General features: G+C 59.7%; 28 protein-coding genes. 9 read left to right on the top strand and 19 right to left on the bottom strand.

The genetic code is table 11. From position 1 onward, the window contains the following. Positions 1-124: 124 nt before the first annotated feature. From ACGSLL_RS08705 to coxB, 4 genes are all read right to left on the bottom strand, one after another. On the bottom strand, positions 125-1,012 hold the full coding sequence (locus ACGSLL_RS08705) for a cytochrome c oxidase subunit 3 (protein WP_394504911.1): 888 nt from the start codon (positions 1,010-1,012) through the stop codon (positions 125-127). Positions 1,013-1,037: 25 nt separating this feature from the next. Continuing rightward, positions 1,038-1,589, bottom strand: coding sequence for a cytochrome c oxidase assembly protein (locus ACGSLL_RS08710; protein WP_394504913.1), 552 nt, complete (start codon positions 1,587-1,589; stop codon positions 1,038-1,040). Positions 1,590-1,715: 126 nt separating this feature from the next. Beyond that, positions 1,716-3,302 carry a cytochrome c oxidase subunit I gene (gene ctaD / locus ACGSLL_RS08715; RefSeq protein ID WP_332763733.1) on the bottom strand — a complete coding sequence of 529 codons (1,587 nt, stop codon included), beginning with the start codon at positions 3,300-3,302 and terminating at the stop codon, positions 1,716-1,718. Between the two features lie 82 nt (positions 3,303-3,384). Further along, positions 3,385-4,512, bottom strand: coding sequence for a cytochrome c oxidase subunit II (coxB, locus tag ACGSLL_RS08720; protein WP_394504915.1), 1,128 nt, complete (start codon positions 4,510-4,512; stop codon positions 3,385-3,387). Between the two features lie 369 nt (positions 4,513-4,881). On the opposite strand from coxB, the gene ACGSLL_RS08725 reads away from it, so the two are divergent. Next, a complete protein-coding gene (locus tag ACGSLL_RS08725) occupies positions 4,882-5,532 on the top strand; it encodes a hypothetical protein (protein WP_093096227.1) in 651 nt (216 codons plus the stop codon). A gap of 135 nt (positions 5,533-5,667) precedes the next feature. Here ACGSLL_RS08725 and ACGSLL_RS08730 read toward each other — a convergent pair whose 3' ends face one another. From ACGSLL_RS08730 to ACGSLL_RS08740, 3 genes are all read right to left on the bottom strand, one after another. Further along, complete coding sequence (locus ACGSLL_RS08730) at positions 5,668-7,194, bottom strand: SulP family inorganic anion transporter (RefSeq protein WP_394504919.1); 1,527 nt, start codon at positions 7,192-7,194, stop codon at positions 5,668-5,670. A 90-nt stretch (positions 7,195-7,284) separates the two neighbouring features. Further along, positions 7,285-8,013 (bottom strand): carbonic anhydrase, encoded by a 729-nt coding sequence (locus ACGSLL_RS08735; RefSeq protein ID WP_093096212.1) that lies wholly within the window; start codon positions 8,011-8,013, stop codon positions 7,285-7,287. Positions 8,014-8,249: 236 nt separating this feature from the next. Then, complete coding sequence (locus ACGSLL_RS08740; protein WP_394504921.1) at positions 8,250-9,305, bottom strand: PA0069 family radical SAM protein; 1,056 nt, start codon at positions 9,303-9,305, stop codon at positions 8,250-8,252. 211 nt (positions 9,306-9,516) lie between these two features. Here ACGSLL_RS08740 and ACGSLL_RS08745 point away from each other — a divergent pair, with 211 nt between their 5' ends. Further along, positions 9,517-9,819, top strand: coding sequence for a hypothetical protein (locus tag ACGSLL_RS08745; RefSeq protein WP_394504923.1), 303 nt, complete (start codon positions 9,517-9,519; stop codon positions 9,817-9,819). A gap of 64 nt (positions 9,820-9,883) precedes the next feature. Here ACGSLL_RS08745 and ACGSLL_RS08750 read toward each other — a convergent pair whose 3' ends face one another. Genes ACGSLL_RS08750 through ACGSLL_RS08760 form a run of 3 tightly spaced genes read right to left on the bottom strand, consistent with a single transcriptional unit; the run spans position 9,884 to position 13,731 of the window. Further along, entirely contained in the window at positions 9,884-11,185 is a 1,302-nt protein-coding gene (locus tag ACGSLL_RS08750) for a c-type cytochrome (RefSeq protein WP_394504925.1), read from the bottom strand. 12 nt (positions 11,186-11,197) lie between these two features. Continuing rightward, positions 11,198-12,982, bottom strand: coding sequence for a GMC family oxidoreductase (locus tag ACGSLL_RS08755; RefSeq protein WP_394504928.1), 1,785 nt, complete (start codon positions 12,980-12,982; stop codon positions 11,198-11,200). 2 nt (positions 12,983-12,984) lie between these two features. Beyond that, positions 12,985-13,731, bottom strand: a complete 747-nt coding sequence (locus ACGSLL_RS08760) for a gluconate 2-dehydrogenase subunit 3 family protein (RefSeq protein WP_394504931.1) — start codon at positions 13,729-13,731, stop codon at positions 12,985-12,987. Between the two features lie 300 nt (positions 13,732-14,031). Between ACGSLL_RS08760 and ACGSLL_RS08765 the strand changes: the two genes are divergently transcribed. Next, complete coding sequence (locus ACGSLL_RS08765) at positions 14,032-14,676, top strand: phosphatase domain-containing protein (RefSeq protein ID WP_394504933.1); 645 nt, start codon at positions 14,032-14,034, stop codon at positions 14,674-14,676. Positions 14,677-14,683: 7 nt separating this feature from the next. Here ACGSLL_RS08765 and ACGSLL_RS08770 read toward each other — a convergent pair whose 3' ends face one another. The 3 genes from ACGSLL_RS08770 to prlC form a co-directional block, all read right to left on the bottom strand. Then, on the bottom strand, positions 14,684-16,711 hold the full coding sequence (locus ACGSLL_RS08770) for a M3 family metallopeptidase (RefSeq protein WP_394504935.1): 2,028 nt from the start codon (positions 16,709-16,711) through the stop codon (positions 14,684-14,686). Between the two features lie 92 nt (positions 16,712-16,803). Beyond that, complete coding sequence (locus ACGSLL_RS08775; RefSeq protein ID WP_394504937.1) at positions 16,804-17,088, bottom strand: YheV family putative zinc ribbon protein; 285 nt, start codon at positions 17,086-17,088, stop codon at positions 16,804-16,806. After that, positions 17,085-19,136 carry an oligopeptidase A gene (gene prlC / locus ACGSLL_RS08780; RefSeq protein WP_394504939.1) on the bottom strand — a complete coding sequence of 684 codons (2,052 nt, stop codon included), beginning with the start codon at positions 19,134-19,136 and terminating at the stop codon, positions 17,085-17,087. Before prlC ends, ACGSLL_RS08775 begins: the two co-directional genes overlap by 4 nt. A gap of 89 nt (positions 19,137-19,225) precedes the next feature. Between prlC and ACGSLL_RS08785 the strand changes: the two genes are divergently transcribed. After that, a complete protein-coding gene (locus tag ACGSLL_RS08785; protein WP_394504942.1) occupies positions 19,226-19,771 on the top strand; it encodes a gamma carbonic anhydrase family protein in 546 nt (181 codons plus the stop codon). 29 nt (positions 19,772-19,800) lie between these two features. After that, on the top strand, positions 19,801-20,451 hold the full coding sequence (locus ACGSLL_RS08790; RefSeq protein ID WP_394504944.1) for an HAD family hydrolase: 651 nt from the start codon (positions 19,801-19,803) through the stop codon (positions 20,449-20,451). Positions 20,452-20,552: 101 nt separating this feature from the next. On the opposite strand, the gene ACGSLL_RS08795 is transcribed toward ACGSLL_RS08790, so the two are convergent. Next, positions 20,553-21,632: an aminopeptidase gene (locus tag ACGSLL_RS08795; protein WP_394504947.1), complete on the bottom strand. Its 1,080-nt coding sequence runs from the start codon at positions 21,630-21,632 to the stop codon at positions 20,553-20,555. Positions 21,633-21,692: 60 nt separating this feature from the next. Between ACGSLL_RS08795 and ACGSLL_RS08800 the strand changes: the two genes are divergently transcribed. Both ACGSLL_RS08800 and ACGSLL_RS08805 read left to right on the top strand, forming a co-directional pair. Continuing rightward, a complete protein-coding gene (locus tag ACGSLL_RS08800) occupies positions 21,693-22,115 on the top strand; it encodes a PA0061/PA0062 family lipoprotein (RefSeq protein WP_203420208.1) in 423 nt (140 codons plus the stop codon). 40 nt (positions 22,116-22,155) lie between these two features. Beyond that, a complete protein-coding gene (locus ACGSLL_RS08805; RefSeq protein WP_394504951.1) occupies positions 22,156-22,575 on the top strand; it encodes a PA0061/PA0062 family lipoprotein in 420 nt (139 codons plus the stop codon). Between the two features lie 4 nt (positions 22,576-22,579). Here the strand turns inward: ACGSLL_RS08805 and ACGSLL_RS08810 are convergent, their stop codons facing one another. Then, positions 22,580-22,819, bottom strand: coding sequence for a DUF1161 domain-containing protein (locus ACGSLL_RS08810; RefSeq protein ID WP_394504953.1), 240 nt, complete (start codon positions 22,817-22,819; stop codon positions 22,580-22,582). A gap of 231 nt (positions 22,820-23,050) precedes the next feature. Beyond that, positions 23,051-23,482, bottom strand: coding sequence for an OsmC family protein (locus ACGSLL_RS08815; RefSeq protein WP_016772308.1), 432 nt, complete (start codon positions 23,480-23,482; stop codon positions 23,051-23,053). Between the two features lie 239 nt (positions 23,483-23,721). On the opposite strand from ACGSLL_RS08815, the gene ACGSLL_RS08820 reads away from it, so the two are divergent. Then, complete coding sequence (locus ACGSLL_RS08820) at positions 23,722-24,723, top strand: LLM class flavin-dependent oxidoreductase (protein WP_394504958.1); 1,002 nt, start codon at positions 23,722-23,724, stop codon at positions 24,721-24,723. Positions 24,724-24,832: 109 nt separating this feature from the next. On the opposite strand, the gene ACGSLL_RS08825 is transcribed toward ACGSLL_RS08820, so the two are convergent. Together ACGSLL_RS08825 and ACGSLL_RS08830 are read right to left on the bottom strand one after the other, a co-directional pair. Continuing rightward, on the bottom strand, positions 24,833-25,054 hold the full coding sequence (locus ACGSLL_RS08825; protein WP_394504961.1) for a DUF1161 domain-containing protein: 222 nt from the start codon (positions 25,052-25,054) through the stop codon (positions 24,833-24,835). A gap of 128 nt (positions 25,055-25,182) precedes the next feature. After that, on the bottom strand, positions 25,183-25,398 hold the full coding sequence (locus tag ACGSLL_RS08830) for a dodecin (RefSeq protein WP_090288024.1): 216 nt from the start codon (positions 25,396-25,398) through the stop codon (positions 25,183-25,185). Positions 25,399-25,563: 165 nt separating this feature from the next. Here ACGSLL_RS08830 and ACGSLL_RS08835 point away from each other — a divergent pair, with 165 nt between their 5' ends. Beyond that, positions 25,564-25,890, top strand: coding sequence for an ElaB/YgaM/YqjD family protein (locus ACGSLL_RS08835; protein ID WP_039757078.1), 327 nt, complete (start codon positions 25,564-25,566; stop codon positions 25,888-25,890). Here ACGSLL_RS08835 and ACGSLL_RS08840 read toward each other — a convergent pair. Next, the gene (locus ACGSLL_RS08840) at positions 25,863-26,780 is read right to left on the bottom strand and encodes a LysR family transcriptional regulator (RefSeq protein WP_394504965.1); all 918 of its coding nucleotides are present in this window, start codon (positions 26,778-26,780) and stop codon (positions 25,863-25,865) included. The two genes, ACGSLL_RS08835 and ACGSLL_RS08840, sit on opposite strands and share 28 nt — an antisense overlap. Positions 26,781-26,872: the final 92 nt, after the last annotated feature.

Genomic DNA, 26,872 nt, shown 5'->3' on the forward strand with positions numbered 1-26,872 from the left:
GCAGCTACAACTTGCAGCTGCTGTCCCACGTACCGTGGGAGCGGCGAGCTTCAAGCGGAAAGCTACAAGTTAGAGGCCATCGCGCTTTGACTTGAAGCTTGCAGCTAGCAACTTGCAGCTGTTTTCAGAGCACATAGACGAAGAAGAACAAGCCGATCCACACCACGTCGACGAAGTGCCAGTACCAGCTCGCCGCTTCAAAGCCGAACTGATGCTCGTTGTCGAAATGGCCCTTCATGATCCGCATCAGCATCACAAACAGGATGATCGTGCCGATGGTCACGTGGGCGCCGTGGAAGCCGGTGAGCATGAAGAACGTTGCGCCATAGATCCCCGAACCGAGGGTCAGTCCCAGTTCCTTGTAGGCGTGGATGTATTCCTCGGCCTGGAAACCAAGGAACGCGATGCCCAGCAGCACGGTGATCGCCAGCCACAGTTTCAGCGCGCCGCGATGGCCCTTCTTCAAGGCGTGGTGGGCGATGGTGATGGTCACGCTGGAGCTGACCAGCAGAATGGTGTTGATCAGCGGCAGGCCCCACGGGCTGATCACCTCTTTGGGCGGCGGGAACAGTTTCGGGTCCGGGGTGTGCAGCAGCGGCCAGGTGAACTGGAAGTTTGGCCAGAGCATGTGGGCGATGCCTTTCGGGCCCTCGCCGCCCAGCGCCGGGCCGGAAATGTGCCGTACATAGAACAGCGCGCCGAAGAAGGCGACGAAGAACATCACCTCGGAGAAGATGAACCAGCTCATGCCCCAGCGAAACGAGCGGTCCAGCTGCGGGCTGTAAAGGCCCGCGCGGCTTTCCTTGATCACCGCGCCGAACCAGCCGAACAGCATGTATGCCAGCAGCAGACCACCCACGAAAAAGATCAGCGGGCCGTGGGATTCCGGGCGCGCTGCCTTCAGATCGTTGAACCAGGTAGCCAGGCCATACACGGTGACGAACATCCCGACCGTGGCGACGATCGGCCATTTGCTCTGGGCCGGAACGTAATAGTGCTCATGAGTTGCCATTTATTGTTCTCCTTATCGGCCACGCTCAACCGCCGGTATTAACAGCCACCGGTGGATGTCGGGCGGTGATATCGAACAGCGTGTAGGACAGCGTCAGGTGCTTCACTTCCTTGGGCATGTCGCGGTCAACGATGAAACGCACCGGCATTTCGATCTGTTCACCGGGCTGCAGCACCTGCTGGGTAAAGCAAAAGCATTCGGTCTTGTGAAAAAACGCCGCCGCGTTGCTCGGCGCGATGCTGGGCACCGCTTGCGCGCTCATCGGCTTGTCGGTGGGGTTGCGGGCGATGAACACCATCTCGTTGACCGCACCGGGGTTGGCGGTCAGCTCGTCATGCTTGGGATAGAAATCCCATGGCATGTCGGCGGTGTTGGTCGAGAGGAACTGCACGCGCACCTGGCGCGAGGTGTCGACCACTTGCTCGCCTTCGTACTGGCCACCGGTCTTGCCGTTGATACCAAAGGCCTTGCACATCACGTCGTAGATCGGCACCAGGGCAAAGCCGAAGACAAACATCGCCACTACCACCAGCAGCAGGCGAGTGACGAGTTTCTTCAGCGAGATCGCGTCAGCCATTATTCGTGCCTCTCCCGAGAACTTCTGTGGGAGCGAGCCTGCTCGCGAAGCAGACGCCGCGGTGCGTCAGACACACCGCGTGATCGTTCTTCGCGAGCAGGCTCGCTCCCACAAAGAGCTCCATGTTCATTTCACTTCCGGCGGCGTGGTAAAGGTGTGATACGGCGCCGGCGACGGTACGCTCCACTCCAGGCCTTCAGCGCCATCCCACGGTTTGGCAGGTGCCGGTGGGCCGCCTCGGATGGTCTTGATCACGATGAACAGGAAGAAAATCTGCGTGGCGCCGAACATGAACGCACCGATCGACGAGACCATGTTGAAGTCGGCGAATTGCAGGTTGTAGTCCGGGATCCGTCGCGGCATCCCCGCCAGCCCGACGAAGTGCATCGGGAAGAAAGTCAGGTTCATGCCAACGAACGACAGCCAGAAATGCAGCTTGCCGAGGGTTTCGTCGTACATGTGCCCGGTCCACTTCGGCAGCCAGTAATAGGCCGAGGCGAAGATGCCGAAGATTGCCCCGGGTACCAGCACATAGTGGAAGTGTGCGACCACGAAGTAGGTGTCCTGATACTGGAAGTCCGCCGGAGCGATCGCCAGCATCAGCCCGGAGAAACCACCGATGGAGAACAGGATCACGAACGCCACGGCAAACAGCATCGGCGTCTCGAAGGTCATCGAGCCCTGCCACATGGTGCTGGCCCAGTTGAAGACTTTCACCCCGGTCGGCACGGCGATCAGCATGGTCGCGTACATGAAGAACAACTCGCCCACCAGCGGAATGCCGACCACGAACATGTGGTGCGCCCAGACGATGAACGACAGAAATGCGATGCTCGCCGTCGCGTAAACCATCGAGGTGTAGCCGAACAGCGGCTTGCGCGCGAACGTCGGGATGATCTGGCTGACCGCGCCGAAGGCCGGCAGGATCATGATGTACACCTCGGGGTGGCCGAAGAACCAGAACACATGCTGAAACAGCACCGGGTCACCGCCGCCGGCGGCACTGAAGAAGCTTGTGCCGAAGTGAATGTCCATCAGCATCATCGTCACGCACCCGGCCAGCACCGGCATCACCGCGATCAGCAGGAACGCGGTGATCAGCCAGGTCCAGACGAACAGCGGCATTTTCATCAGGGTCATGCCGGGGGCGCGCAAGTTGAGAATGGTCGCGACCACGTTGATTGCGCCCATGATCGAGCTGATGCCCATCAGGTGAATGGCAAAGATAAAGAACGTCACGCTTTCCGGCGCATAGGTCGTCGACAGCGGCGCATAGAACGTCCAGCCGAAATTCGGCCCGCCGCCCGGTGTGAACAATGTCGAGACCAGCAGCAGGAACGCCGCCGGCAGCAGCCAGAAGCTGAAGTTGTTCATCCGTGGCAGGGCCATGTCCGGCGCCCCGACCATCAGCGGGATCATCCAGTTGGCGAGGCCGACGAACGCCGGCATCACCGCGCCGAAGACCATCACCAGGCCGTGCATGGTGGTCATCTGATTGAAGAATTCCGGCTGGACGATCTGCAGACCGGGCTGGAACAGCTCGGCGCGAATCACCATGGCAAACGAGCCGCCGAGCAGGAACATGCAGAACGCGAACCACAGGTACAGCGTGCCGATGTCCTTGTGGTTGGTGGTCAGCACCCAGCGCATCAGGCCTTTGGCGGGGCCGTGGGCGTGGTCGGCGTGACCGTGGTCATCGATGACAGCGCTCATGGCCGGTCTCCTTCAAGTGAGTGGACGGGGTTTGCCGGGGCACGCGGCCCCGAGCGATTGTCGAAGTACGCAATAGACCGGCTCATTGGCTTTCCGCCTGTTTCAGCTCCAGCACTTCCTTAGGCGTGACCATGTCGCCCTTGTTGTTGCCCCAGGCGTTACGTTCGTAGGTCACGACCGCAGCTATGTCGACTTCCGACAGTTGTTTGCCGAACGCCGCCATGGCGGTGCCGGGTTTGCCGTGGAAGACGATGCCCAGGTGATCCTTGATCGGTCCGGTGGCGATTTTCGAGCCCTTGAGCGCCGGGAACATCGGCGGCAGGCCCTGGCCTTCGGCCTGGTGACAAGCCACGCAAGTGGTGTGGTAGACCTTGTCGCCGCGCTCCTTGAGCTCGTCGAGGGTCCACTCCTTGCTGGTCAGCTCCTTGAGCTGCGCGGCTTCGGCCTTGCGTTCGGCGAGCCATTTTTCGTAGTCGGCCTGCTCCTTGACCTCGACCACGATCGGCATGAAGCCATGGTCTTTGCCGCACAATTCGGCGCACTGGCCACGGTACAGGCCGGGCTTGTCGATACGGGTCCAGGCTTCGTTGACGAACCCCGGAATCGCATCACGTTTGACCGCAAACGCCGGCACCCACCACGAGTGAATAACGTCGGCGGAGGTGACGAGGAAGCGCACCTTAGCGCCGATCGGCAGCACCAACGGCTTGTCGACTTCGAGCAAGTAATGCTCGCCCTTGGCTTCTTTGTTGTGGATCTGCTCGGCGGGGGTGGCCAGGTTGCTGAAGAATTCGACGTCCTGGCCCAGATATTTGTAGTGCCACTTCCACTGATAACCGGTGACCTGGATATCGATATCCGGCTCACTGGTGTCGTACATCTTGATCAGTGTTGCAGTGGCGGGAACGGCCATGGCCACCAGAATCAGCAGCGGCACGACGGTCCACATGATTTCGACGCCGGTGCTTTCGTGGAATTTTGCGGCGACCTGGCCGGTGGAACGGCGGTGCACCATCATCGACCAGAACATGGCGCCGAAGACGATGATCCCGATCACCACACAGATCCAGAAAATGGTCATGTGCAGGTCGAATACTGCGTGACTGATTTCAGTCGCTCCAGGCGCCATATTCACCGTCCAGGCCGCGTTGGCCTGGCTGAATATCGACCACAACAGGAGGCCCATCCAGACATGTGGATGTCGCATCATTGCGGGTTCCCCTTATCGTTCTTGTTATCCCGCCGGCATACGCCTGCGGCAAGGGAGCGGCTGCATCAGACTACGAACTTGAATCGCCGGGCCTTGCTGCGGGTGCAGTCGGGCGTCATCAGCTAACTCCATTCATTGGCGAGTATAGACAGCGTCGGGAAATTGCAACCCGCGCACGTAAATGATCTAAAACAGCCCGGGCTTGCGTTCGAGGGCACGAATGGAGAAGGATGCAGACGAGTGGTGGCGAATGGATATAACGCAGCTGCATCAAGGATGAAATAATTATGACAAATGCGTCTTAGCGTTTTTCGTAAGCCAGCTAAGTTATGTCTTCCCTATTTCATTGCCTTGTTTCCTGGAGTTTTCATGAACACCGCCGCATTGCGCGAGCAGATCCAAAAAGCCCAACAACACGAAAAGGATACCGGCCTGCTGACCCGTCAGCTGGAAAGCAAGCTGCCTCACCTGCACCCGGCGATCCAGTTGCCGGAAGCCGACGCCAACGGTGTGCTGACGCGTTTTGTCGCCGCCTACATCGACGAAGTACCAGACCTGCTGGACGCAGCCAATGAAGTCGCCAGGGAAGCGGGAATTGAATCGCAGATCAAACCGGTGCTGAAAATCGCCGAGCAGTATTTCCTCCAGCCGCCGGCCATCATGGCCGGGCATGTCGGCCTGGACAGCCTGCTCGACGAAGCCTATCTCGCGCACCGTTTTGTCGAAGAGGTCAACGACCTGTATATCAAGCATTTCGGCCAGCCACTGATCCCCCTGGACATGACGGTCGCCAATCTGATTGCTCACCAATTGATCGGTGAGGCATTTGCCAACCAACTGGACGAAGCGGTGCACCACGCGATTGATGAAATGCTCAACGACGAAAGTTTTGCCCTGGAGTCGGTAGAAGCCTACCGCGACAAACTCAGCAGCCCGGACACCGGCGCCGCGTGGAAACGCTGGCCGTGCATGAGCCGGCGACTGGGTGTGGGGCTGGAGCTGGATCAGCCTGCTGCATAATTTCCATATGTCATAAAACCAATGTGGGAGCGAGCCTGCTCGCGAATGCGATCGATCATTCAACATCTCTGTTGGCTGACACACCGCTTTCGCGAGCAGGCTCGCTCTCACAGGGTTTTGCGCGGGTCCGATGTTCTAACCGGCCGCACCAATCCCGGTATTGGTCCTGACCCTGCCTTCCAGCCTGCGCTTCAACCCACGCGACTCGATCAACAACTTCGAGCCCTTCGCCGCATTCGCCCGGCCCCATTCCTCCAGCAACTCCAGACACGAGTGGTCGATGTAACTCAGGTTATTCAGCGGCACATGCACGGTCGTGCCGTGGGGAATGGTGTTCAGCACCTGGGTCAGCGCCGGCACCTTGAGGAACGTCGCCGCACCGATCAGGCGCAACTCCATTTCGCCGTCCTGCGGCAGATCGATCAGGCTGATTTTCAGGCGCGAGGCCTTGAACGCCAGTTTCAGCAAGGTCAGCCCGAAGCCGATCAGCACGCCAGTCAACAGGTCGGTGAAGATGATCGCCAGCGCCGTCGCGGCGTAGGTGAACATCGGCATCCGCCCGTAGCGAGCCAAGCGGCGAAACGCCTTGAGGTCGACCAGTTTGAACCCGGTGTAGACCAGCACGCCGGCCAGACTCGCCACCGGAATGCTCTGCAGCACACTCGACAGCAACAGCACGAACGCCAGCAGCCACAGGCCATGGAAGATCGTCGAATAGCGCGTGGTCGCACCGGCCTGAACGTTGGCCGAACTGCGCACGATCACACCGGTCATCGGCAACGCACCGACCAGCCCGCAGAGCATGTTGCCGACACCCTGCGCCGACAGCTCACGGTCGAAATCCGAGCGCACGCCGCTGTGCATGCGATCCACCGCGGCGGCGGACAACAGGGTCTCGGCGCTGGCGATGAACGCTACGGCGAACGCGGCAATCAGCAGCGTTGGATCGGCCAGACTCATCAGGTCGGCAGGCTTGAGCCAATCGATGGCTTCGGCCAGATTCGCCGGCACTTCCACACGCTTGACCTGCAAGGCCAGCAGCAGACTCGCGGCCGTCGCCAGGCCTACACCCAACAGCGCACCCGGAACGAAACGCAGCGAATGCGGGCGGAATTTTTCCCACAGCCACATCACCGCAATCGTCGCCAGCCCGAGCAGACCGGCCTGCCAGCCAAACGACGGCAAGGCTTGCGCTACGGCGGCCGGGAATGCCGTGAGGTTGTCCAGCCCTGACGGTTGCGGCTTGGCGTCGAGCATCACATGCACCTGCGACAGCACAATCAGCACGCCAATCCCCGCCAGCATGCCGTAAACCACTGCTGGCGCCGTGACCCGAAACCAGCAACCGAGCTTCAGGCGCCCGGCGACCAGTTGCAGAAAACCGGCCAGCAACAGAATTGGTCCGAGCATCTCGATGCCGTGCTGGCGCACCAGTTCGAACACCAACACCGCCAGCCCCGCCGCCGGCCCGCTGACCTGCAATGGCGAGCCCGCCAGCCAACCGACCACCAGACCACCGATGATCCCGGTGATCAGACCTTTGGCCGGCGGCAACCCTGAGGCAATCGCTATACCCATGCACAGCGGCAGGGCGACCAGAAATACAACCACGGAAGCGAGCAGCTCCCGGGGCAACACCGCTTTCAATTGAGCCGCACGCATGGCGATTCTCCCGAAGTTTTCTTCAGGCGTGGCGAGGCCGAGCCGCTGAATCAGCGGCCGGCGTCAAACCACACAGATGTTTAGGAAGAGTTAGAAGCGCGCTTTGGGCGTCGCGACCGGTATCGGATGGCTGCCGTCGAGCGGCAGGAAACGACCCTGATCTGCGTCGTAAGCTTTGATTTCGCTGGTTTCGATGTTGTAGACCCAGCCATGGATGAACAGATGACCGTTCGCCATGCGCGAGGCTACCGAAGGATGGGTACGCAAGTGCTGCAGCTGGGCGATGACGTTTTCCTCGGTGAGGATCGGCATGCTTTCTTTTTCGTCGGTGCAGTTGCAGTTGTCGTGCACCATGGTTTTCGCCACTTCAGCGTGGCGCAGCCAGGCTTTGACCGTGGGCATCTTTTCCAGGCTGTCCGGGTTGAGTACCGCACGCATGGCGCCGCAATCGGAATGGCCGCAGATGATGATGTGCTGCACGCCAAGCGCCAGCACCGCGTATTCGATAGCGGTGGAAACGCCGCCGTTCATCTGCCCGTAGGGCGGCACGACGTTGCCGACGTTACGGGTCACGAACAGATCGCCGGGCGAACTCTGGGTGATCAGCTCGGGAACGATGCGCGAGTCCGCGCAGGTGATGAACATCGCCTTGGGCGCCTGGGCCGTCGCGAGTTTCTTGAACAGTTCTTCCTGCTGGGGAAAAACGTCATGATGAAAGCGTAAAAAGCCATCAACGATCTGTCGCAGTGCTGCATCGGCGGATTCCGCTTCTGGGCTTTGCGCCGAGGCAGCCAACGACTGTTTATCCTTGTCACTCATGATTCATCCTCTTTGGCGGATTCAGGGAGTCTTCCCCGGTATTCCGGTATGAAGCCAGTGGCTGTTTAAACCATCCGGGTCATCCCGACCCGTCAGTCACTCGATGAACAAGGTAGCTGCCGAAACTTAACTCAAACTGAATCAAACGCTCTAGAACGTGTGTTCCAGGTCACAAAAAACGTGACAGAGCAATGTCGGCAGAAGGATTCCAACCCACAACCCTGGGTCAATTGTCGCTAAATCAGCGACATCTGGCGACCCGGCGGACAGAAGGCGGTGCAATCGAGGTCGTAACCTTCGCGATGCTTCAAACCAAGTCGCTTGATGGCCTTGGCAAAACGCTGCGCGAGCAGATCGGCAAAAACCCCTTCGCCACGCATGCGCGCACCGAAACGGCTGTCATAGAGTTCGCCGCCACGGCTCTGGCGGATCAGGCTCAGGACATGGGCGGCGCGTTGCGGATAATGTGCGGCCAGCCATTCCTCGAACAGTGGCGCCACCTCCAGCGGCAGGCGCAGCATCATGTACGCCGCGCTTTGCGCACCGGCGGCGTGGGCTTCGCTGAGCAGGCTTTCGATTTCGCTGTCATTGATCATCGGAATCATCGGCGAACACAGCACCCCAACGGGAATCCCGGCTTCGCGCATCACCCGGATCGCGCGCAAGCGTGCTTTCGGCGCAGCGGCACGAGGTTCAAGGATGCGTTTGAGTTCGTCATCCAGGGTGGTCAGGCTGATCATCACTTTCACCAGCCGTTGTTGCGCCAGTTCGGTCAGCAGATCCAGATCGCGCAGAATCAGCGAACCTTTAGTGACGATGGTCACTGGATGCCGATAGCGCAGCAGCACTTCGAGGGTCTGCCGGGTGATTTTGTATTCGCGTTCGATCGGCTGATACGGATCGGTGTTGGAGCCCAGATTGATCGGCGCGCATTGATAGCCTTTCTTGCTCAATTGCTCTTCCAGCACTTGCGCAGCGTTGGTCTTGGCAATCAGCCGGGTTTCGAAATCCAGCCCCGGCGACATGTCCCAATAGGCATGGCTGGGCCGCGCGTAGCAATAGATGCAGCCGTGCTCGCAGCCGCGATAGGGATTGATCGAACGGTCAAAGGGCAAGTCCGGCGAAGCATTGCGGGTGATGATGGTTTTTGCGGTTTCGATCAGGACCTCGGTGTTCTGCGTTTCAGGCACTTCCTGATACCAGCCGTCATCCTCGGCCACCGATCGGTTCGGCGCGAAGCGGTTGTGCGGGTTGGTAGCGGTGCCGCGACCGCGAGGCGGTGGAGTGATCATGATGCTGCTCTCGATCTGTATGGGCATACAGTACCGAGTGACGCGTGTCTGATCCAGTACCGTTCAGCGATGAGGCCACGGCCTGTATCAATCCGCAAACAAGAGACAACCGGCGATACATATACCCGGTTGTTGTGCAAAGTTGCCGCAGATAATCTTTGGCACTCAGGTGGACCCAGGATGGGTTACAAAAACAAAAGGATTTAGTGTTATGTCGTTTCTTAATCAACGTGGCGTTTTCATGCAAATGATGTTGCCCAATGCTTCCGAGCCCAACACCATTGTTTCGCTGCAACTGGCGCGCAAGGAACTGGGCTGGAACGCCGAGCAGGCGCTGCCCACCGAGGCACTGGTTGACTCGACTTACGTGGTCGCAGTGTCTGCTGACCGTGGCAAGACCTTTACTATTCGCAGCAACAAAAATGATGTAGACGGCGACGGTGATATCGATAGCGATGACCAGGAAAAGTTGATCGCGCTGGCCAAGGCGTATGTGAGTATCGTCAATCCGTAAGTTGGATTTACTGTCACGCTTTAAATAAAAACCCTGCATGAAAAGTTCATGCAGGGTTTTGTTTTTATTGATGCTTGGTCACTTGACCAAGATCATTCGGCGACATGCTTTCCATGTCATTGCTGCGCAGGTTGGCGACGTCTTTGGCGCTCACCGGCGCGCCTTTGTTACCCCAACTCCCCCGAATGAAACTCACCACATCGGCGACTTCCTGATCCGACAGGCGCCAGGCGAAGCCGGGCATGGTGAAGGTCGATGGCGCGGTGTGCGTGGCCGGTAGCGTGCCGCCCTTGAGGACGATGTGGATCAACGAGGTCGGATCATCCGTCTGCAACACCGGATTGCCCGCCAGCGCCGGGAACACGCGGGTGTAGCCGTGCCCGTCGGTGCGGTGGCATGCCGCGCAGTTATCGATGTACACCGAAGCGCCTCGCTGACTGTCGTCACCGTTCCACAGCGCTTTGGCGGCTTTTTCATCGTACTGATGCGGCTGATCGGCGGGATCGCTGGCTGGCAGCGACTTCAGATAGCGGGCGATGGCCGTCAGGTCGGCGTCGGTCATGTATTGCATGCTGTGGGTGACCACGTCGCTCATGCCGCCGAACACTGCGCTGCGATCACTGCGGCCGGTCTTGAGGAATTGCACCAGTTGCTCCTCGCTCCAGCTGCCGAGGCCGTCCTTGTGGTCGCCGCGCAGGCTCTTGGCGATCCAGCCTTCCAGCGGCGCACTGCCGGCGAGAATGGTTTTGCCATCCGATGCGCTGAGGGATTTTTCCTGCATGGTCAGGGCGCGCGGGGTGTGGCAGGCGCCGCAGTGGCCGAGGCCTTCGACCAGGTACGCACCGCGATCAATCACCGGATCGTCCGAGGTGGTCGTGTAATCCTCGACCTTCGGCGCGAACAGCCAGCGCCAGCCCATCAGCGGCCAGCGCATGCTCAGCGGCCACGGGATGTCGCTGGCCTGATTGTCCTGCGCGACCGGTGCCACGCCGTGCATGAAATAGGCGTACAACGCTTGCATGTCGGCCTGGTTGACCCGTGCGTAGGATGGATAGGGCATCGCCGGGTACAACGTGCTGCCGTTTTTGGCGATGCCATGGCGCACGGCCTGGTCAAAATCCTCGAAGCTGTAATCACCGATGCCGGATTTGTCCGGGGTGATGTTGGTCGAGTAGATCGTGCCGATCGGGGTTTCCATCGGCAGGCCGCCCGCGAACGGCTTGCCGTTTTTCGCGGTGTGACAAGCCACGCAGTCGCCGGCGCGGGCGAGGTATTCGCCCTGTTTGATCAGATTCTGATCAACTTCCGCTGCCTGAAGGCAGGCACTACCGAGCAGCGCCAGGGTCGCGATAACGAGATTTTTCATGGTCATCGCTCCTTATGCCTGAACCAGCGGGCCGGGGTTTTTCAGGTACTGCTCGCGGATCGCTTTCGCCGACCAGTAGGTCAGGGCCGCGACCAGCCCGGTCGGGTTGTAGCCCAGGCCTTGCGGGAACGCCGAGGCGCCGGGAACAAAGACGTTGTGCACGTCCCAGCTCTGCAGGTAACGGTTCAACGCGCTGGTTTTCGGATCGGTGCCCATGATCGCGCCACCGTTGAGGTGGGTGGTCTGATAGGACGCCGTGTTGAAGTGGTCGCCGACCTGCTTGCCGATCACCGCAATCGCTTTGGGCCCCATCGCTTGCGCGACCTTGCCCATTTTTTCAACCATGAAGCGGTTCATCTTGATGTCGTTTTCCTGCCAGTCGAAGGTCATGCGCAGCAGCGGCAGGCCGTAGGCATCGCGATACACCGGGTCGAGATCGAGGTAGTTGCCGCGGTAGGACTGATGCGCACCGTGGGCGTCCATTGACACCTGATGGGTGTAGTAATCGGCGGTCGCGCGTTTCCACGCGCTGCCCCACGCCGGTGTGCCTGGCGGGTTCGAGGTGCCGGCAATCGGGCGGCTGCCGGCCTGGTTGACCCACATCGGCGAGCCGCCGACGAAGCCGTGCGGGCCGTGGTCAAAGTTGTCGGCGTTGAAGTCATCCAGCGCCACGCCGTTGCCGCCGGCGCCGATGAAGTTATTGGTGTGGGTGTCCTTGTCGAAGAAGGCCTTGATGGTCGCCATATTCTGGTAGGCGAAGTTGCGCCCGACCACGCCTTCGCCGCTGATCGGATCGTACGGTTTGCCAATGCCCGAGAGCAGCATCAGACGCACGTTGTGCAACTGGAACGCGCCGAGAATCACCAGATCCGCCGGCTGCTCGATCTCGCGGCCCTGGCCGTCGATGTAGGTGACGCCGGTGGCTTTGGACTTGCTGCTGTCGAGGTTGACCCGCAGCACATGGGAGTTGGGCCGCAGTTCGAAATTCGGCAGGGGCTTGAGCGCCGGCAGAATGTTCACGTTCGGCGAAGCCTTGGAATACATGTAGCAGACATAACCGCTGCAGAATCCGCAAAAGTTGCATGGGCCCATCTGTGCGCCGTAGGGATTGGTGTACGGCCCAGAGGTATTGGCCGACGGCAAGTTGTAGGGTTTATAACCGACCTCTGTAGCCGCTTTGCCAAACAGTTGTGCAGACACGGTGTTCTTTTGCGCTTCGAGCGGGAACGGGTTTGAGCGGTCCGGGGCGTAAGGGTTGCCGCCCTTGCCCTGACCGACCAATTGGCCTTTCACCGTCCAGGCCTGGCCGGAGGTGCCGAAGACTTTTTCCGCGAAGTCGAAAAACGGCTCCAGCTCTTCATAGCTGACGCCGAAATCCTGAATGGTCATGTCTTTGGGGATGAAGCTTTTGCCGTAGCGTTCTTCGTAGTGGCTGCGCATGCGCAACTCGATCGGGTCGACACGAAAGTGCACGCCCGACCAGTGCAGGCCGGCGCCGCCGACGCCGTTGCCCGGCAGGAATGCGCCCAACTGGCGGTTCGGCAGGGCGATGTCGTTGACGCTATGCCGAATGGTCACGGTCTCTTTGGAAATGTCCTGAAAGAGTTTTTTGCGCACGCTGTAGGTGAGTTCGTCGATCACCTGCGGATAGTTGCCGTCGGGGTAGGTGTCCTGCATCGGCCCGCGCTCCAGCGCCAGCACGTTGAGACCCGCTTCGGTCAGCTCCTTGGCCATGATCGCGCCGGTCCAGCCGAAACCGACGATCACGGCGTCGACCTTTTTCATTACCGTTGCCATGCTTACGCCCTCTCGCCGCGGATCGACACTGCCGGGAAGGGGTACTGCTCGTTGCGCTCCACCCAATCCATGAAATCGGCGCGAGCGCCGGGGAAACCGATCATGGTCCAGCCGACCATGCCTTTATTGCCACCGTGGATCGGGTCGCAGAAGAAACCTTCCTTGGTGTTTTGCAGCAGCAGATTGAAGAAAATCTTCGCCGGCACCGCGTCGAACTGTGGTTTGCCGGCTTCAAGCTGCTTGAGCAAATCGTCTCGGGTAGCGCTGTCTTGCTCGGCAAATGTTTTGCCGTTGAGAGCTTTTGCCCACTGATCCGTGGCGGCGATGCCCAGACGATAGATGTCCTTGGGCACCAGTTTGCTCTGCCAGCCCATCTCCGGCGCGGCGTCGGCATTGAATGGGCCTTGCATGTACCACAGGGCACCGGCGGCGTACGGCGTGTTCATCTGACGATCGATGTATTCCGGCACGCCGGCTTCCAGCGCACCCGGGCCTTGGGCATCGTTGGGAATCAATTGCGCGACCGCGGCATTGATGAATGCCCATTCCTCAGCGGTGAAATAGCTGGGCTGGTACTCGCCGGCCTTCGAGCGAACCGGCTGGGCTGCAGGTTTGGCGGACGCGGTTTCAGGCGCGGCGTGCAGCACGCTGCTGCCCAGACCGCTGCCGGCCAGGGTGACCACTGGGATCAGGGTCAGGGATTTGCGCAAAAACTCACGCCGCGGGTTGTCTCGATTTTCATCAGACATGGGATGCACCTCATCAGGCATTAGCATTGAGCCGATTCTGCGAAAGGCTTGGGATTTTTCGTCGCGATGGCAGCGCTCTGGCCTGAAAAAGCCAAGCGTGCCTGCAACATCGTGTGACAAATGGTAGCAGGCTAAGCATCCGCATGAACCGGCTCGATGGAAAAAAGCCGCGCGCTCAGTGAATTTTTTGTCATCAAACGCCGTTCACAATTCTTTAACAAGCGGCTCACAGGGCTTTGACCGGTCAACCGCGAAGCTGCGCCGTCTCTCACTGAAACCTCCGAAACGGTCAAGTCCAGCATGTCTCGAGTGCGTGTTTTTCCTGTTCTTTGCTCGGTGCTTGTCGCCCTGTTGCATCTGACGTCCGCTCAGGCGGATTCGCTGTCGATGCCTCGCCCCGCTGAGTGGGCGCAGCCGGTCGAAGTGCAGTACAACCTTTTCCAGATGTCGCCGACCTTGTATCGCAGCGCCTTGCCCGACGGTGGTGCGCTGCCGCTGCTGAAGAGTCTCAAGATCATCACGGTGATCAACTTTCTTCCCGACGATGACCGCAGCTGGCTGGTGGAGCCTGCCATCGCGCAAGTGCAATTGCCTTACCGCACCAATCATGTCGACGACAGTGACGTGCTCAAAACCTTGCGCGCCATTCAGGCGGCCGAAGCCAACGGCCCGGTGCTCATGCATTGCAAACACGGCTCTGATCGCACCGGGCTGATGGCGGCGATGTACCGGGTCGTGGTGCAGGGCTGGAGCAAAGAGGACGCCCTGAGCGAAATGACCCAGGGCGGTTTCGGTGACAGCACCCACTTCAAGGACGGCATTCGCTACATGATGCAGGCGGATGTCGACAAGTTGCGCACAGCGCTGGTCAACGGCGATTGCAGCACCAGTGCCTTCGCCACCTGTTCAATGAAGAGCTGGTTCAAGTCCGCCCACATCGAGTAATCAGCGTTCAATTCCCAACCGCTGCAAATAGATCGGTGCGCACTGGCTCACCGAGAAATTTCTCCAGCGCGCTCAGCAACGAAACCGAGTTGCCGGAAAAAAACGCGTCGCGCAAATCCCTGCCGGTCTGTGCGTTGAACACGCCTTCACGTTCCACGCGCTTGAACGCTTCGCTGGCCAGCACACCTGACCATTTGTAGGCATACACCGATGCTTCGTAACCGGTCACCACGTAATCGAAACTGTTGGCAAACCGATAATAGGCCGGCAGGTTCAGTTGAGGTATCTGCTGGAGTACCGCGTCGAAGCACTGCTGCACGTTGCGGCCATTGGCCTCGCTGTGGTGCAGCTCAAGATCAAGCAGAGACTCGAGCAGCAGCGTCGCGGTGTCGCGGCTGGTGTGGGCCGCGATGGCGGCCAGCGCCGAGGTTATCTGTGCGCGGTTCAGTGGTACGCGGTTTTCGTGCTGCGTGGACAGCCACTGTAGGAACTCCTCCGACAGACTCAGTTGCTCGAACAGTTGCCCGGCGAACTCCCCCGAATCCCGCGCCATTTGCGAGATACCCGAAAGGTTATGGTGCGGCGAGCGGATCAGCACATGCTGCAGGCAATGCCCGAATTCATGAAACAGCACGCGCAAACCCTTGTGCGACAGCAGGTACTGATGTCCGCCGCTGATGGGCGGGAAATTGCAATGGAGAACGGCGATCGGCTGAGCTGGCCGACCTTCGGCATTGATACGGTGGTCGCGCACGGTGTGGGTCATGGCGTAGTCGGGTGCGTCCTGGCGATGAAAGAGGTCCAGGTAGATAAAGCCGATGACTTGCTCGTATTCACTGACCTCCACCAGCCGCACCGAATCGTGCCAATGGCTGAGGTCTTTGCGCTCAGTCAGTTTGATCCCGAACAGATGTTCGACGAACTGGCAGAACCGGCTTAGGGTTTCGTCCAGCGCGAAATACTGGCGAAGGCCTTTGAGTGCGCTGGCCGAATGTTGCTGGCGCCATTGTTCAGCGAAATAGTCGTAATCCCAGGCCTGAAGGTGTTCTACGCCCCGGGTTGCGGCGAAGGCCTGCAAGGCCTGCGTATCTTGCTGCAGCACGGCTTGATTGTGCGCGATCTGCTGCTTCAGGAAAGCTTCGACCTGAGCCGGCGAGGCAGCCATCTGCTGGGAAAGGCGCAGATGAGCAAAGCTTTCGAAGCCCAGCAATCGAGCTTCTTCATGGCGCAACGCAAGCAGCTTTTGCAAGACCGGGCCGTTGTCGAAGCGGTCGGCATGCGGCCCCTGATCCGAGGCCCGGGTGTTGAACGCGACAAAGTACGCCTCACGCAAACGGCGGTCGCTGGCGTTTTTCATCAGGTATTCGTAGGTGCTGCGATCGAGCGTCAGCAACCAGCCGGTTTTTCCGGCCTGACGCGCGTTGAGCAGCAACTGGTCCTTGAAGGCGGCAGACAGGCCATCCAGCGTGGCGAACTCGTCGATCTGTCGGGTCCAGGCCGCGTTGCTGCGCTCCAGATTGATCAGGAACAATTGCTGTTGAAGGTCGATGTCGACGGTGATCGCGGCTAGCCGCTCGCGTTGCTCGGCGGGCAATTCGATACCTGTCTGACGGAAGCCGAGCAGGGTCTTGGCCAGTGACGCCTTGCGAAACGCATCGAAGCTGGCGGCGATCGGGCTCCGTTCCAGGCCTTGGTATGTGCGATAAAGCCCCAGGTTGGCAAATTTCTGCGCGCGATAGCGCTTCGCGATCAGGCTGCATTGCGCGCTTTGCGCCAGCCAGTCGGCATCAGCGCCTTTGACTGTGTCGAGTACTTCGACGATGGCGATGGCTTCGGCGATCCGTGCGTCGGCTTCGTCGATGGCGATCACCAGATCATCCCAGTTCGGGTGTACGGTCTGCGTAGCAATCACTTCGGCAATGATCCGCTGGTTGTCAGCGACAATGGCATCGAAGGCGGGTACCAGATGTTCGGCTTGTATCTCGGACCAGGCTGGCAATTGCCAGCGTTGCAGCAGGGGGTTGGCAGGGGGCATCGCGTCTTCCTTGACCGTAGGCTGAAAAACTCAGCCTACGGTCAAGGCGCGAAGATCAGGCGGTAACGGGATACCACCTCACAGCGGCGATTTTACTCGTCAGATTTTTTCTTCAACTTCGGATTGGGGAAAAACTGCACCGCCTGGACCTTCTTGTCCACTGGCGGCTTGAGCGCACTGGTGTTGACCCGCGTGCCCAATTCCTTGGGCACCGACAGCCCTTGCTCGTTCAGCGTGTCCGAATAACCGCAGGCCACGCATTCGCGGTGAGGCACGCCGTCTTCGTTCCACATCATCAGTTTGTCCGGCTCGCTGCACGCCGGGCAAACCGCCCCGGCGATAAAGCGTTTTTTGGTAATCACAGGCCCCTCACTCATGCTGCCGCGTCCTCACTCAGGCCGCTGTGGCGCAACAGTGCGTCAATCGACGGTTCACGGCCACGGAAGTCGACGAACAGCACCATCGGTGCCTGCGAACCGCCACGGGCCAGAATCGCCTCGCGGAACGCACGACCGGTGTCAGCATTGAGCACGCCGTCCTCTTCGAATTTGGAGAAAGCATCCGCGGAAAGTACTTCAGCCCACTTGTAGCTGTAGTAACCGGCGGCATAACCGCCAGCGAAAATGTGCGCGAAACTGTTGGGGAAGCGGTTGTACGCCGGTGGACGCATCACCGACACCTCGTCGCGTACGCCTTCGAGTACTTGCGCAACGCTGCGACCGTCACCGTGGGTGGCGTGCAGTTCGAAGTCGAACAGCGAGAATTCCAGCTGACGGACCATCATCAGGCCCGACTGGAAGTTTTTCGCCGCGAGCATTTTTTCCAGCAGATCCTGCGGCAGCGGCTCGCCGGTTTCGTAGTGACCGGAAATCAGCGCGAGGCCTTCCGGCTCCCAGCACCAGTTTTCCATGAACTGGCTCGGCAGCTCGACCGCATCCCACGCCACGCCATTGATACCCGATACGCCAGCATGATCGACGCGGGTCAGCAGGTGGTGCAGGCCATGGCCGAACTCGTGGAACAGCGTGGTCACTTCATCGTGGGTCAGCAGCGCCGGTTTGCCACTGTCGGCCGGGGTGAAGTTGCACACCAGGTTGGCCACCGGGCTTTGCAGTACGCCGTTGACGGTGCGACGGCGGTCACGGGCGCCATCCATCCACGCACCGCCACGCTTGTTGGCGCGAGCATAGAGGTCGAAGAAGAAGCGCCCGACGTGCTCGCCGTTTTCCTTTATCTCGAACAGGCGCACGTCCGGGTGCCAGGTGTCGAAGCCTTTCAGCTCGGCGATTTCGATGCCATACAGACGCTGAACAATGGCGAACAGACCGCTCAGCACCTTGTCGATCGGGAAGTAGGCGCGCAGGGTTTCCTGGGCGACGCTGTAACGCTGTTCGCGCAGTTTTTCGCCGTAGAAGCCGCTGTCCCAGCTTTGCAGATCGGTGCAGCCCTGTTCGGCGGCGTAGGCGCGCAACTGTTGGAGATCCTGCTCGGCGAACGGTTTGCTGCGCTTGGCCAGATCACGCAGGAAGCTCAGCACCTGATCGCTGGACTCGGCCATTTTGGTGGCCAGGCTCAGCTCGGAGAAGCTGGCGAAGCCCAACAGCTTCGCCAGTTCCTGACGCAGATCGAGGATCTGTTCCATCACCGGGCCGTTGTCGTTCTGGCCGGCGTTCGGGCCTTGATCCGAGGCGCGGGTACAGTAGGCGGCGTAGACTTCTTCACGCAACGCACGGTCCTGCGCGTAGGTCATCACCGCGTAATAGCTCGGGAATTCGAGGGTAATCAGCCAGCCGTCGAGGCCTTTGGCTTGCGCGGCGGCGGCCATTTGCGCCTTGGCCGAATCGGTCAGGCCGGCGAGGGCGGCTTCGTCAGTGACGTGCTTGGTCCAGGCCTGAGTGGCGTCGAGCAGTTGATTGGAGAAACGGCTGCCCAGCTCGGACAGCTTGCTCTGCACTTCGGCGTAACGCTTCTGTTCGGCCTCCGGCAGATCGATACCCGACAGACGGAAGTCACGCAGCGCCTGTTCGAGAATGGTCTTTTGCGCGACGTCGAAACCGGCGGCTTCCGGGCTGTTGGCCAGCGCTTCATAAGCCTGGAACAGCTCGCGGTTCTGGCCCATTTCGGTGGAGTAGGCGCTCAACGCTGGCAGGCACGACTCGTAGGCTTCGCGCAGTTCGGCGCTGTTGCACACGGCATTGAGGTGGCTGACCGGGCTCCAGGCCGCGCCGAGACGGTCGTTGAGTTCGTCCATTGCCAATACCAGGCCGGCCCAGGTCGGGTTCTTGACTTGGGTCTTGAGGATTTCGGCAATGGCCGCGCGGTTATCGGCCAGAATGCTTTCGATGGCCGGCAGGACGTGTTCGGCACGGATCGTGGAGAACGGTGGCAGGTCGTAGGACTGCAGCAGAGGGTTGTTCACGCTCACGGTTGGCACCTTGGCTGGAAGAAACATGCGCCCATCTTAATTACAATCGCCACTCACCGCAGCTATCGGCGACAGAGAGAGAACTAATCGTGGCCCTTCGCAAGTATCAGCAACACACCCCGCAGTTGAGCAAAGGCGCGTTTGTCGACGGCTCCGCAGTGGTAATCGGCGACGTCGAAATCGGCGAAGACAGCTCCGTCTGGCCGCTGACCGTGATCCGTGGCGACATGCACCGCATCCGTATCGGCGCACGCACTAGCGTGCAGGACGGCTGTGTGCTGCACATCACCCACGCAGGCCCGTTCAACCCGGAAGGTTTCCCGTTGCTGATCGGCGACGACGTGACCATCGCCCACAAAGTCATGCTGCACGGCTGCACCGTCGGCAGCCGCGTATTGATCGGCATGGGCAGCATCGTCATGGACGGCGCTGTGGTCGAGGATGACGTGATCATTGGCGCCGGTAGCCTGGTGCCGCCGGGCAAGCGTCTGGAGAGCGGCTTCCTGTACGTGGGCAGCCCGGTGACACAGGTGCGCCCGCTCACTGAGAAGGAAAACGCCTTCTTCACCTACAGCGCTGGCAATTATGTGAAGCTCAAGGATCTGCATCTGGCCGAAGGCTACGACACACTCTGAAGCGAAATCGCCACTGCCCAGGATTATTCATGCATTACCAGACCGTACTGTTCGACCTTGATGGCACCCTGACCGATCCGCGTGAGGGCATCACCCGTTCCATCCAGTTCGCCCTTGGCAAACTCGGCATCGATGAGCCGGATCTGAGCAAACTGGAGCACTTCATCGGCCCGCCGCTGTTGCAGGCGTTCATGCAGTTCTATGTGTTCGACGAGGCCAAGGCGTGGGAGGCGGTGAATTTCTACCGTGAGCGTTTCAAGGTCACCGGTCTGTATGAGAACCGGGTGTTTGACGGGGTGACGCCGTTGCTGGAGACCCTGAGCGCGCAGGGGCGGCAGCTGTTTATCGCCACGTCAAAGCCGTGGGTTTTTGCCCGCGAGATCGCCCGGCATTTCGACTTTGCCCGGCACTTCAAAGTGATTTACGGCAGCGAACTGGACGGTACGCGGACCAACAAGGTTGAGTTGATCGCGCATCTACTGCAGGAGGAAGGGCTGGATCCGGCGCAGACATTGATGATTGGTGACCGCAAGCACGACCTGATCGGCGCGCGCAGCAATGGTCTGGATGCGGCGGCGGTGGGCTATGGGTTTGGCAGTTTCGAGGAGTTGAATGCCGAGGCACCGGCTTATCACTTTGCAACGCTGGATGAGTTGCATCAGGCGTTTCTGCTGCGCTGATGAAATAGCCTTCGCGGGCAGGCTCGCTCCCACAGGGATTTGCGTCCTATACAAGACCAATGTGGGAGCGAGCCTGCTCGCGAAGGGGCCTGTTCAGCCCCTCACTGAGGCTCTACCAATGCCTTGAGCGCCACCTTGCGCTCAGCGATCGGCAGCCTGCCCAGCTTCTCAACCGCTGCATAAAACCTCAGCCAATCCCCGCCGACTTGCCTGAATAACTGCGCGAACGCCGGCACCCACTGGTCATACAGCCCGAACGGCAACAGTCGCGCGTTGTTCAGCGGCGCATTGATCCAAGCGTCATAGCGCTTGTCCCCGGCCCACTGACCGTCGCGCATAACCCGATATTCCCGGCGCAAGCGCTCGAATTCTGCCGCTTTGCGCTCTCGCATCTGCTCCGCGGAAAGCGGCTGCGCATAGAGCTTTTCCAGTCGTGAACGCGTGTCGAGTACCAGTTTGATGAACTGGTCACGCTGCTTGAGCCTCGCGCCTGACTCCGCCGCAAGCTCTCGAAACGCACGCCACTGCCGCGTTCCTTCCTGCTCGACGAAGGTGGCGAAAGACTCGTTGAACTCGGTGTCGTCTTTTACATAAAAGCGCTGATGCGCCAGCTCATGGAAGATCAGCGTGGCCAGACGCTCGTCGCCCCAGCCCATCATCGTGTTGATAATCGGGTCGTTGAACCAGCCGAGTGTCGAATAGGCCTCGACGCCGCCAATCGAAACGTCCATTCCGTTCAAACGCTGGATCGCGGCTTCGCCCCGCGCCGCGCTCTGGCTGTAATAGCCGCGATAGGCCACACACCCCGCAATCGGGAAGCAGTGATTTTGCGGCGTAAGGGAAAACTCTTCAGTGGCGAATACGTTCCACACCACGAACGGCCGGCCGATGTCGGCGTATAGCCGGTAGCTCTGGTTGTCCGGCAGGTGCAGATGTTCGCTGGCAAAAGAGCGGGCCTTTTGCGATTGCGCCAGATGGGCACGCAATGTCGCGTCGCGGCTCGGGTCGTTAATCACGTTTTGTACCGGCTCGCGCGCGTGCAGCAGTTGCAACTGACCGCTGGCTAACTGGCCGTAATAGCTGACGCTGGCACAACCGTTGAGCAACAAAAACAACACGCTCGGAAACAAAATCATGAAAACACGATCAAGTAACCCAAGGCTTGGAAACGGCCTGATCACAATAAGAAATTCCCCGAGAGAGTCTGCTCGCAAGACTATCCCGCCTTCAGGAGCACCGCTATGCGCAAGTTGATGCTGACAGGGGGCCTGCTGACGCTGGCCGGTTGTGCCGGATTCGGAATGCCCGACCCTGACCCCTCACAAGCCTGGATCGATCTGGACGCCCGACAACAGGACACGGCGCTGCAAGCGTTGCAGGTCGATACCCAAGCGGCCGTTGACAAACGTTACTTCGAAGTGCAGCCCGGCAGCCACGAACTGAAGGTGCGTTACCAGTTCCCGGTCGAGGCTACCAATATCGGCCCTGGGGCTGAACCGCTCTGGCGCGATTGCCGGTTGAGCGTCAAGTTCAAGGACTTCAACGCCGGCCAGCGCTATCAATTGCAGGCAGGCAGTATCGGCTTCCGGCCGTGGGCCAAATTGTATGACGAACAGCGCAAGGTAGTCGGCCAAGCCACGCCGGCGGGCTGCCAGAGCAGCTGATCGACGCTATGCTGAATGTTCCGATCCGTGGACATTCATCATGCGCCAAGTGCTGTTGTTGCTCATTGCCATTTTGCTCGCCGGGTGCCAGACGCCGCTGCCCCCGGTCGATCCGAAAATGGCCTGGGTCGAATTCTCGACACCAAGCCCCGGTGGCAAATTGCTGATGGCCGAGCGTCTGGACAACCAACGCCTGAGCGACGGGCGTTTCTTTCAGGTCACCCCCGGCAGCCATGAACTGCGCGTGCGCTTCGACTTCGAAGTGTTCGGCGGCGGCGGCAGCCTGCTGACCGGCCCGGTCGAGCGCTTGTGCTACCTGACCATTCGTTACGAGCATTTCGAGGCGGGCCAGCGTTATCTGCTCGAGGGGCGCTCACTGGCCTTTACGCCAAGTGCGCGGTTATACAACGCGAAACGGGAAATCGTTGCCGAAGATCGCGAGTTCAACTGCATCATCTAGCGGGTCAGCTGTCGTTTTTCTGGTAGATGATCCGCTTGGTGCCGTTCTCGCAAGAACCGACAATCATGGCTGAGTCGTGCTGCTTGGCCTCTTCCGCCGTGATGATTTCCAAGGTGTACGACGGGATCGCCTTCGCCTGAATCTTGATTTCAATTTCCTTTCTGAGTACTTCGCAGTTCTTGGGGGCTGCGATAGCGGACGTGGCCAGTGCACTGCAAAGGATCGCCAAGCCAATACGTTTCATCGATGAAGCTCCTTGAGGCAGCGCGCACGGGCGTGCGCTGAAGCTGCTGTCAGTTATTCGACCACATTTCTACAGAGCGGGTTCTGACTTTGCTCACACCTTCGATTTTTTGCGCGGTTCTCATATCGCCATCGCGAGCAGGCTCGCTCCCACAGGGATCGAGTTTCCTCTGTGGGAGCGAGCCTGCTCGCGAAGGCGTCGGCACTGCCAACGCTGAATCAACCGTGCAAATCAGCTGACCAGCGAAGCCTCCAGGGTAATCTTCGCATTCAGTACCTTGGAAACCGGGCAACCTTCCTTGGCCTTGTTGCTCAATTCCTCAAACTGCTGCTGGGTCGCACCGGGAATCTTCGCCTTGAGAATCAGCTTCACCGCAGTGATCGCAAACCCGCCGTCCACCTGATCCAGCGTCACTTCAGCGTTGGTATCAATGCTGTCGGCTTTCAGACCCGCATCACCGAGAATCATCGAAAACGCCATGGAGAAGCAGCCGGCATGCGCGGCGCCGATCAGTTCTTCCGGGTTGGTGCCCTTGCCGCCTTCGAAGCGCGCCTTGAAACCGTAAGGTGCTTCTCTGAGCACGCCAGTCTCGGTGGAAATCGAGCCCAGACCGGTTTTCAGATCTCCTTCCCAATGCGCCGATGCCTTTTTCACGATAGCCATGTCTGCCTCCTCATATAGGGCGCGGAACGCCGCGCCGTCGTGATTTTCACTAGCAAGGCTTCTGAGGATAGACCGCGGAACAAAGTTCAGCCTGGCTGAATCGTTGACTTTTTTAGTAGGAAATTTCTGCGCCTCTATTGAAACTCGGGTATATGCCCTCATTGCATGAAACACGCTTATGGATCTGGCAGGTTTTCGTTTGCAAGAAAAACCTGCCTCCCCACCGGAGATGCAGGTTTATGAAACAACTGTCCGACGTAAAATTTTCCACCCTCGACCTAGTGCCAGTGCGCGAAAACGGCAGCCCGGCGCAGTCGCTGCGCAACTCGCTGGACCTGGCGCAGCATGCCGAGAAACTCGGCTACACACGCTTCTGGGTGGCTGAACACCACAACATGGATGGCATTGCCAGTTCGGCGACGTCTGTGCTGCTCGGTTATCTGGCCGGCGGAACCTCGAGCATTCGTGTCGGTTCCGGCGGTGTGATGCTGCCCAACCATGCACCGCTGGTGATTGCCGAGCAGTTCGGCACGCTGGAAAGTCTCTATCCGGGGCGCATCGATCTCGGCCTGGGCCGCGCGCCTGGCTCCGATCAGATGACCGCGCGTGCGTTGCGCCGTGAACGTTCCGGCAGTGCCGACGATTTCCCTGAAGACGTCGCCGAACTGGTGCGCTACCTCGGCCCGCGTACCCCCGAACAGCGCGTGATCGCAATGCCGGGCACCGGTACCAACGTGCCGATCTGGCTGCTCGGTTCCAGTCTGTTCAGCGCGCAACTGGCCGGTGAGCGCGGTTTGCCTTACGCCTTCGCCTCGCATTTCGCGCCGCGTTTCATGCATGAGGCAATCCGCGTTTATCGCAACCACTTCAAGCCGTCGGCGGTGCTCGCCAAGCCGTACGTAATGCTCGGCGTGCCGCTGGTTGCGGCAGACACCGACGAGCAGGCGGATTATCTGGCAACGTCGGTGTACCAGCGCATTCTCGCGCTGATGCGTGGGCAAAGCCTGGTGCAGCGTCCGCCGGTGAAGAGCATGGATGGCCTGTGGCTGCCACACGAGCGCGAAGCGGTGGGTGATTTCCTTGGCCTGGCGATGGTCGGCGGCCCGGAGAAAATTCGCGCGAAGTTGCAGGTATTGGTTGAACAGACCCAGGCGGATGAGCTGATCTTCACCTGCGACTTGTATGAGCATGCTGATCGCCTGCATTCCTATGAATTGCTGGCGCAGGTCATGAAAGGCTGAAAAGCGCCCTCACCCTGGCCCTTTCCCGGAGGGAGAGGGACCAGGAAACCCAAATCCCGGACACAAAAAAGCCGACGCATCCACGTCGGCTTTTGTATTTCAGGCGCGATCAACCGCGCTTGTAGACGATTTCCTTGGTCCCGCCTTCGCAGGTGCCAACGACTTCGCCGCCATCGGCGCCCTTATCGACAACTTCCAGCGAATACCCGGAAACGCCCTTGGCGTCGAGCTTCGCCGCGATTTCGCTTTTCAGCTCTTCACATGGCTTGCCGGCTGCGAACGCACCACCCGCAAGGCTCAACAAACCTACTGCCAACATGAACTTCTTCATCGGTCGCACTCCCTGGTCGGATTTAAAGAGGCGGGCACCGAGCCGTTCGCTCGATGCGACCACCCTGTAGCGCATTGCCATTCCTATGGCACTCGGCCAGCGCGCAAGTTCAGAAGACTAGACCAAACTCAGCTACTGGCAATCTTGAAACCGACTTTTAGCGTTACTTGAAAATGCGCGACCTGGCCGTTTTCGATGTGGCCGCGGGTTTCGGTGACTTCGAACCACTCCAGATTACGCAAGGTTTTGTTGGCTTCGGCCAGCGCATTGTTGATGGCGTCTTCGATGCTGGTGGTGGACGAGCCGACCAGCTCGACTTTCTTGTAAGTGTGGTGGTCACTCATAACGAACTCCTTGGGATGGAAGGCGTGTGGAATTGAGACTAGCAGCGATTCGCTCTGTTGATTTCGGCGGCGCTGCGCTGCCGAAGTTCAGAAATTCTGCACTTTCTCGATGCGCTGAAGTCCCAACCAACACACGCCACTCATCACCAATGCAGGAGAGCCACCATGGCCAACACCTCGTTACGCAAAGCCTCGTTGCAAAGCATGGAAGCGGAGATCGAGAGTCTGCTCAAATCGTTGGAAAGCCTCAAAGACGACGCTTCGGACGAGTCGCGCAAGACCCTCAAGGCGTTGAAAAGCAATGCTGAAAGTGCGCTGAAACATTCGCGTCATCTGCTCAGCGATGCTTACGAAGAAGTCAAAGTGAAAACCCGCGAAACCGGCATTGCCACTCGCGATTACGCCCAGGAACACCCATGGACCACGGCCGGCGTTGCGGTCGGTGCGATCGGCCTGCTCGCCGCTTATTTCCTGTTCAAGCGCGGCGAGTGATCGGTCTGGCGCAGTTCGTTTTTCAACCATTGCGCCAGTTGCCGGGCGCGTCCGTCAGCGGCGCGCTTGGGTAGCCACAACGCCAGTTGCGCCGGGGTTTGGCAAAAACCCCAGGGCGCAACCAGGCGACCGGCCTTCAAGTCTTCTGTCACCAACGGCTCCGGCGCGATTGCCACACCCAGACCCGCCACCGCAGCCTCCAGCAAATAATACAAATGCTCAAAACCTTGCCCGAGCTTCAGCGCTCTGGCGTCGAGGTCGTTCTGCTGCGCCCAGCTTGGCCACGCTTGTGGACGCGAGGTCGTATGCAGCAAGGGCTCCTCAAGCAACGCTTGAGCAGGCGCGGCTTGTAAGGTTTGATAGCCTGCGAACAGCGGGCTCATCACCGGTCCGATGCGCTCTGCGGCCAGTTCGTAGACCTGCATATCCGCCGGCCACGGTGGCTCGGCGAACAGCAATAATGCATCCAGCCCCGGACGGCGCGGATCGAGGTCACCTTCGCCGGCCGACAGATGCAGACGTAAATCCGGCAAGTCGGCGTTCAATCGTCCCAGGCGTGGAATGAACCAGCGCGCCAGCAAGCTCCCCGAGCAACCCAGCACAAACGGTGCATCGGCGCTGTTCTGGCTCAACTCCGCACACACGCTGCGCAAGCGATCGAACGCCTCGCCACTGGCATCGCGCAGACGCAGGCCGGAATCTGTGAGTTTCAAGCCGCGCCCATCCTTGACGAACAGACTCACGCCCAAGTGTTCTTCAAGCACTTTCAGCTGCCGACTGACCGCGCCGTGAGTCACGTGCAGCTGTTCAGCAGCCTGGCTGACGCTGTTCAAGCGGGCGGTCGCTTCGAATGCGCGCAAGGCATTAAGCGGAGGAAGATCCTGGCTCATGGTATTTGTGAGTTTTCCTGACAGGTTGCGGCGATCTTATCGGTTTTCAGCGTAGAAGGTCAGGGGTAGAGTGGTGGTCATTGTTTTTCGAC

The organism is Pseudomonas retamae (assembly GCF_043496865.1).
Classification (GTDB): Bacteria; Pseudomonadota; Gammaproteobacteria; order Pseudomonadales; family Pseudomonadaceae; genus Aquipseudomonas; species Aquipseudomonas retamae.

Bases quoted from the DNA above. Each gene is read 5' to 3' on its own strand.
- ACGSLL_RS08705 (WP_394504911.1), bottom strand. From the start codon at position 1,012: ATGGCAACTCATGAGCACTATTACGTTCCGGCCCAGAGCAAATGGCCG.
- ACGSLL_RS08710 (WP_394504913.1), bottom strand. From the start codon at position 1,589: ATGGCTGACGCGATCTCGCTGAAGAAACTCGTCACTCGCCTGCTGCTG.
- ctaD (WP_332763733.1), bottom strand. From the start codon at position 3,302: ATGAGCGCTGTCATCGATGACCACGGTCACGCCGACCACGCCCACGGC.
- coxB (WP_394504915.1), bottom strand. From the start codon at position 4,512: ATGATGCGACATCCACATGTCTGGATGGGCCTCCTGTTGTGGTCGATA.
- ACGSLL_RS08725 (WP_093096227.1), top strand. From the start codon at position 4,882: ATGAACACCGCCGCATTGCGCGAGCAGATCCAAAAAGCCCAACAACAC.
- ACGSLL_RS08730 (WP_394504919.1), bottom strand. From the start codon at position 7,194: ATGCGTGCGGCTCAATTGAAAGCGGTGTTGCCCCGGGAGCTGCTCGCT.
- ACGSLL_RS08735 (WP_093096212.1), bottom strand. From the start codon at position 8,013: ATGAGTGACAAGGATAAACAGTCGTTGGCTGCCTCGGCGCAAAGCCCA.
- ACGSLL_RS08740 (WP_394504921.1), bottom strand. From the start codon at position 9,305: ATGATCACTCCACCGCCTCGCGGTCGCGGCACCGCTACCAACCCGCAC.
- ACGSLL_RS08745 (WP_394504923.1), top strand. From the start codon at position 9,517: ATGTCGTTTCTTAATCAACGTGGCGTTTTCATGCAAATGATGTTGCCC.
- ACGSLL_RS08750 (WP_394504925.1), bottom strand. From the start codon at position 11,185: ATGAAAAATCTCGTTATCGCGACCCTGGCGCTGCTCGGTAGTGCCTGC.
- ACGSLL_RS08755 (WP_394504928.1), bottom strand. From the start codon at position 12,982: ATGGCAACGGTAATGAAAAAGGTCGACGCCGTGATCGTCGGTTTCGGC.
- ACGSLL_RS08760 (WP_394504931.1), bottom strand. From the start codon at position 13,731: ATGTCTGATGAAAATCGAGACAACCCGCGGCGTGAGTTTTTGCGCAAA.
- ACGSLL_RS08765 (WP_394504933.1), top strand. From the start codon at position 14,032: ATGTCTCGAGTGCGTGTTTTTCCTGTTCTTTGCTCGGTGCTTGTCGCC.
- ACGSLL_RS08770 (WP_394504935.1), bottom strand. From the start codon at position 16,711: ATGCCCCCTGCCAACCCCCTGCTGCAACGCTGGCAATTGCCAGCCTGG.
- ACGSLL_RS08775 (WP_394504937.1), bottom strand. From the start codon at position 17,088: ATGAGTGAGGGGCCTGTGATTACCAAAAAACGCTTTATCGCCGGGGCG.
- ACGSLL_RS08790 (WP_394504944.1), top strand. From the start codon at position 19,801: ATGCATTACCAGACCGTACTGTTCGACCTTGATGGCACCCTGACCGAT.
- ACGSLL_RS08800 (WP_203420208.1), top strand. From the start codon at position 21,693: ATGCGCAAGTTGATGCTGACAGGGGGCCTGCTGACGCTGGCCGGTTGT.
- ACGSLL_RS08805 (WP_394504951.1), top strand. From the start codon at position 22,156: ATGCGCCAAGTGCTGTTGTTGCTCATTGCCATTTTGCTCGCCGGGTGC.
- ACGSLL_RS08810 (WP_394504953.1), bottom strand. From the start codon at position 22,819: ATGAAACGTATTGGCTTGGCGATCCTTTGCAGTGCACTGGCCACGTCC.
- ACGSLL_RS08815 (WP_016772308.1), bottom strand. From the start codon at position 23,482: ATGGCTATCGTGAAAAAGGCATCGGCGCATTGGGAAGGAGATCTGAAA.
- ACGSLL_RS08820 (WP_394504958.1), top strand. From the start codon at position 23,722: ATGAAACAACTGTCCGACGTAAAATTTTCCACCCTCGACCTAGTGCCA.
- ACGSLL_RS08825 (WP_394504961.1), bottom strand. From the start codon at position 25,054: ATGAAGAAGTTCATGTTGGCAGTAGGTTTGTTGAGCCTTGCGGGTGGT.
- ACGSLL_RS08830 (WP_090288024.1), bottom strand. From the start codon at position 25,398: ATGAGTGACCACCACACTTACAAGAAAGTCGAGCTGGTCGGCTCGTCC.
- ACGSLL_RS08835 (WP_039757078.1), top strand. From the start codon at position 25,564: ATGGCCAACACCTCGTTACGCAAAGCCTCGTTGCAAAGCATGGAAGCG.
- ACGSLL_RS08840 (WP_394504965.1), bottom strand. From the start codon at position 26,780: ATGAGCCAGGATCTTCCTCCGCTTAATGCCTTGCGCGCATTCGAAGCG.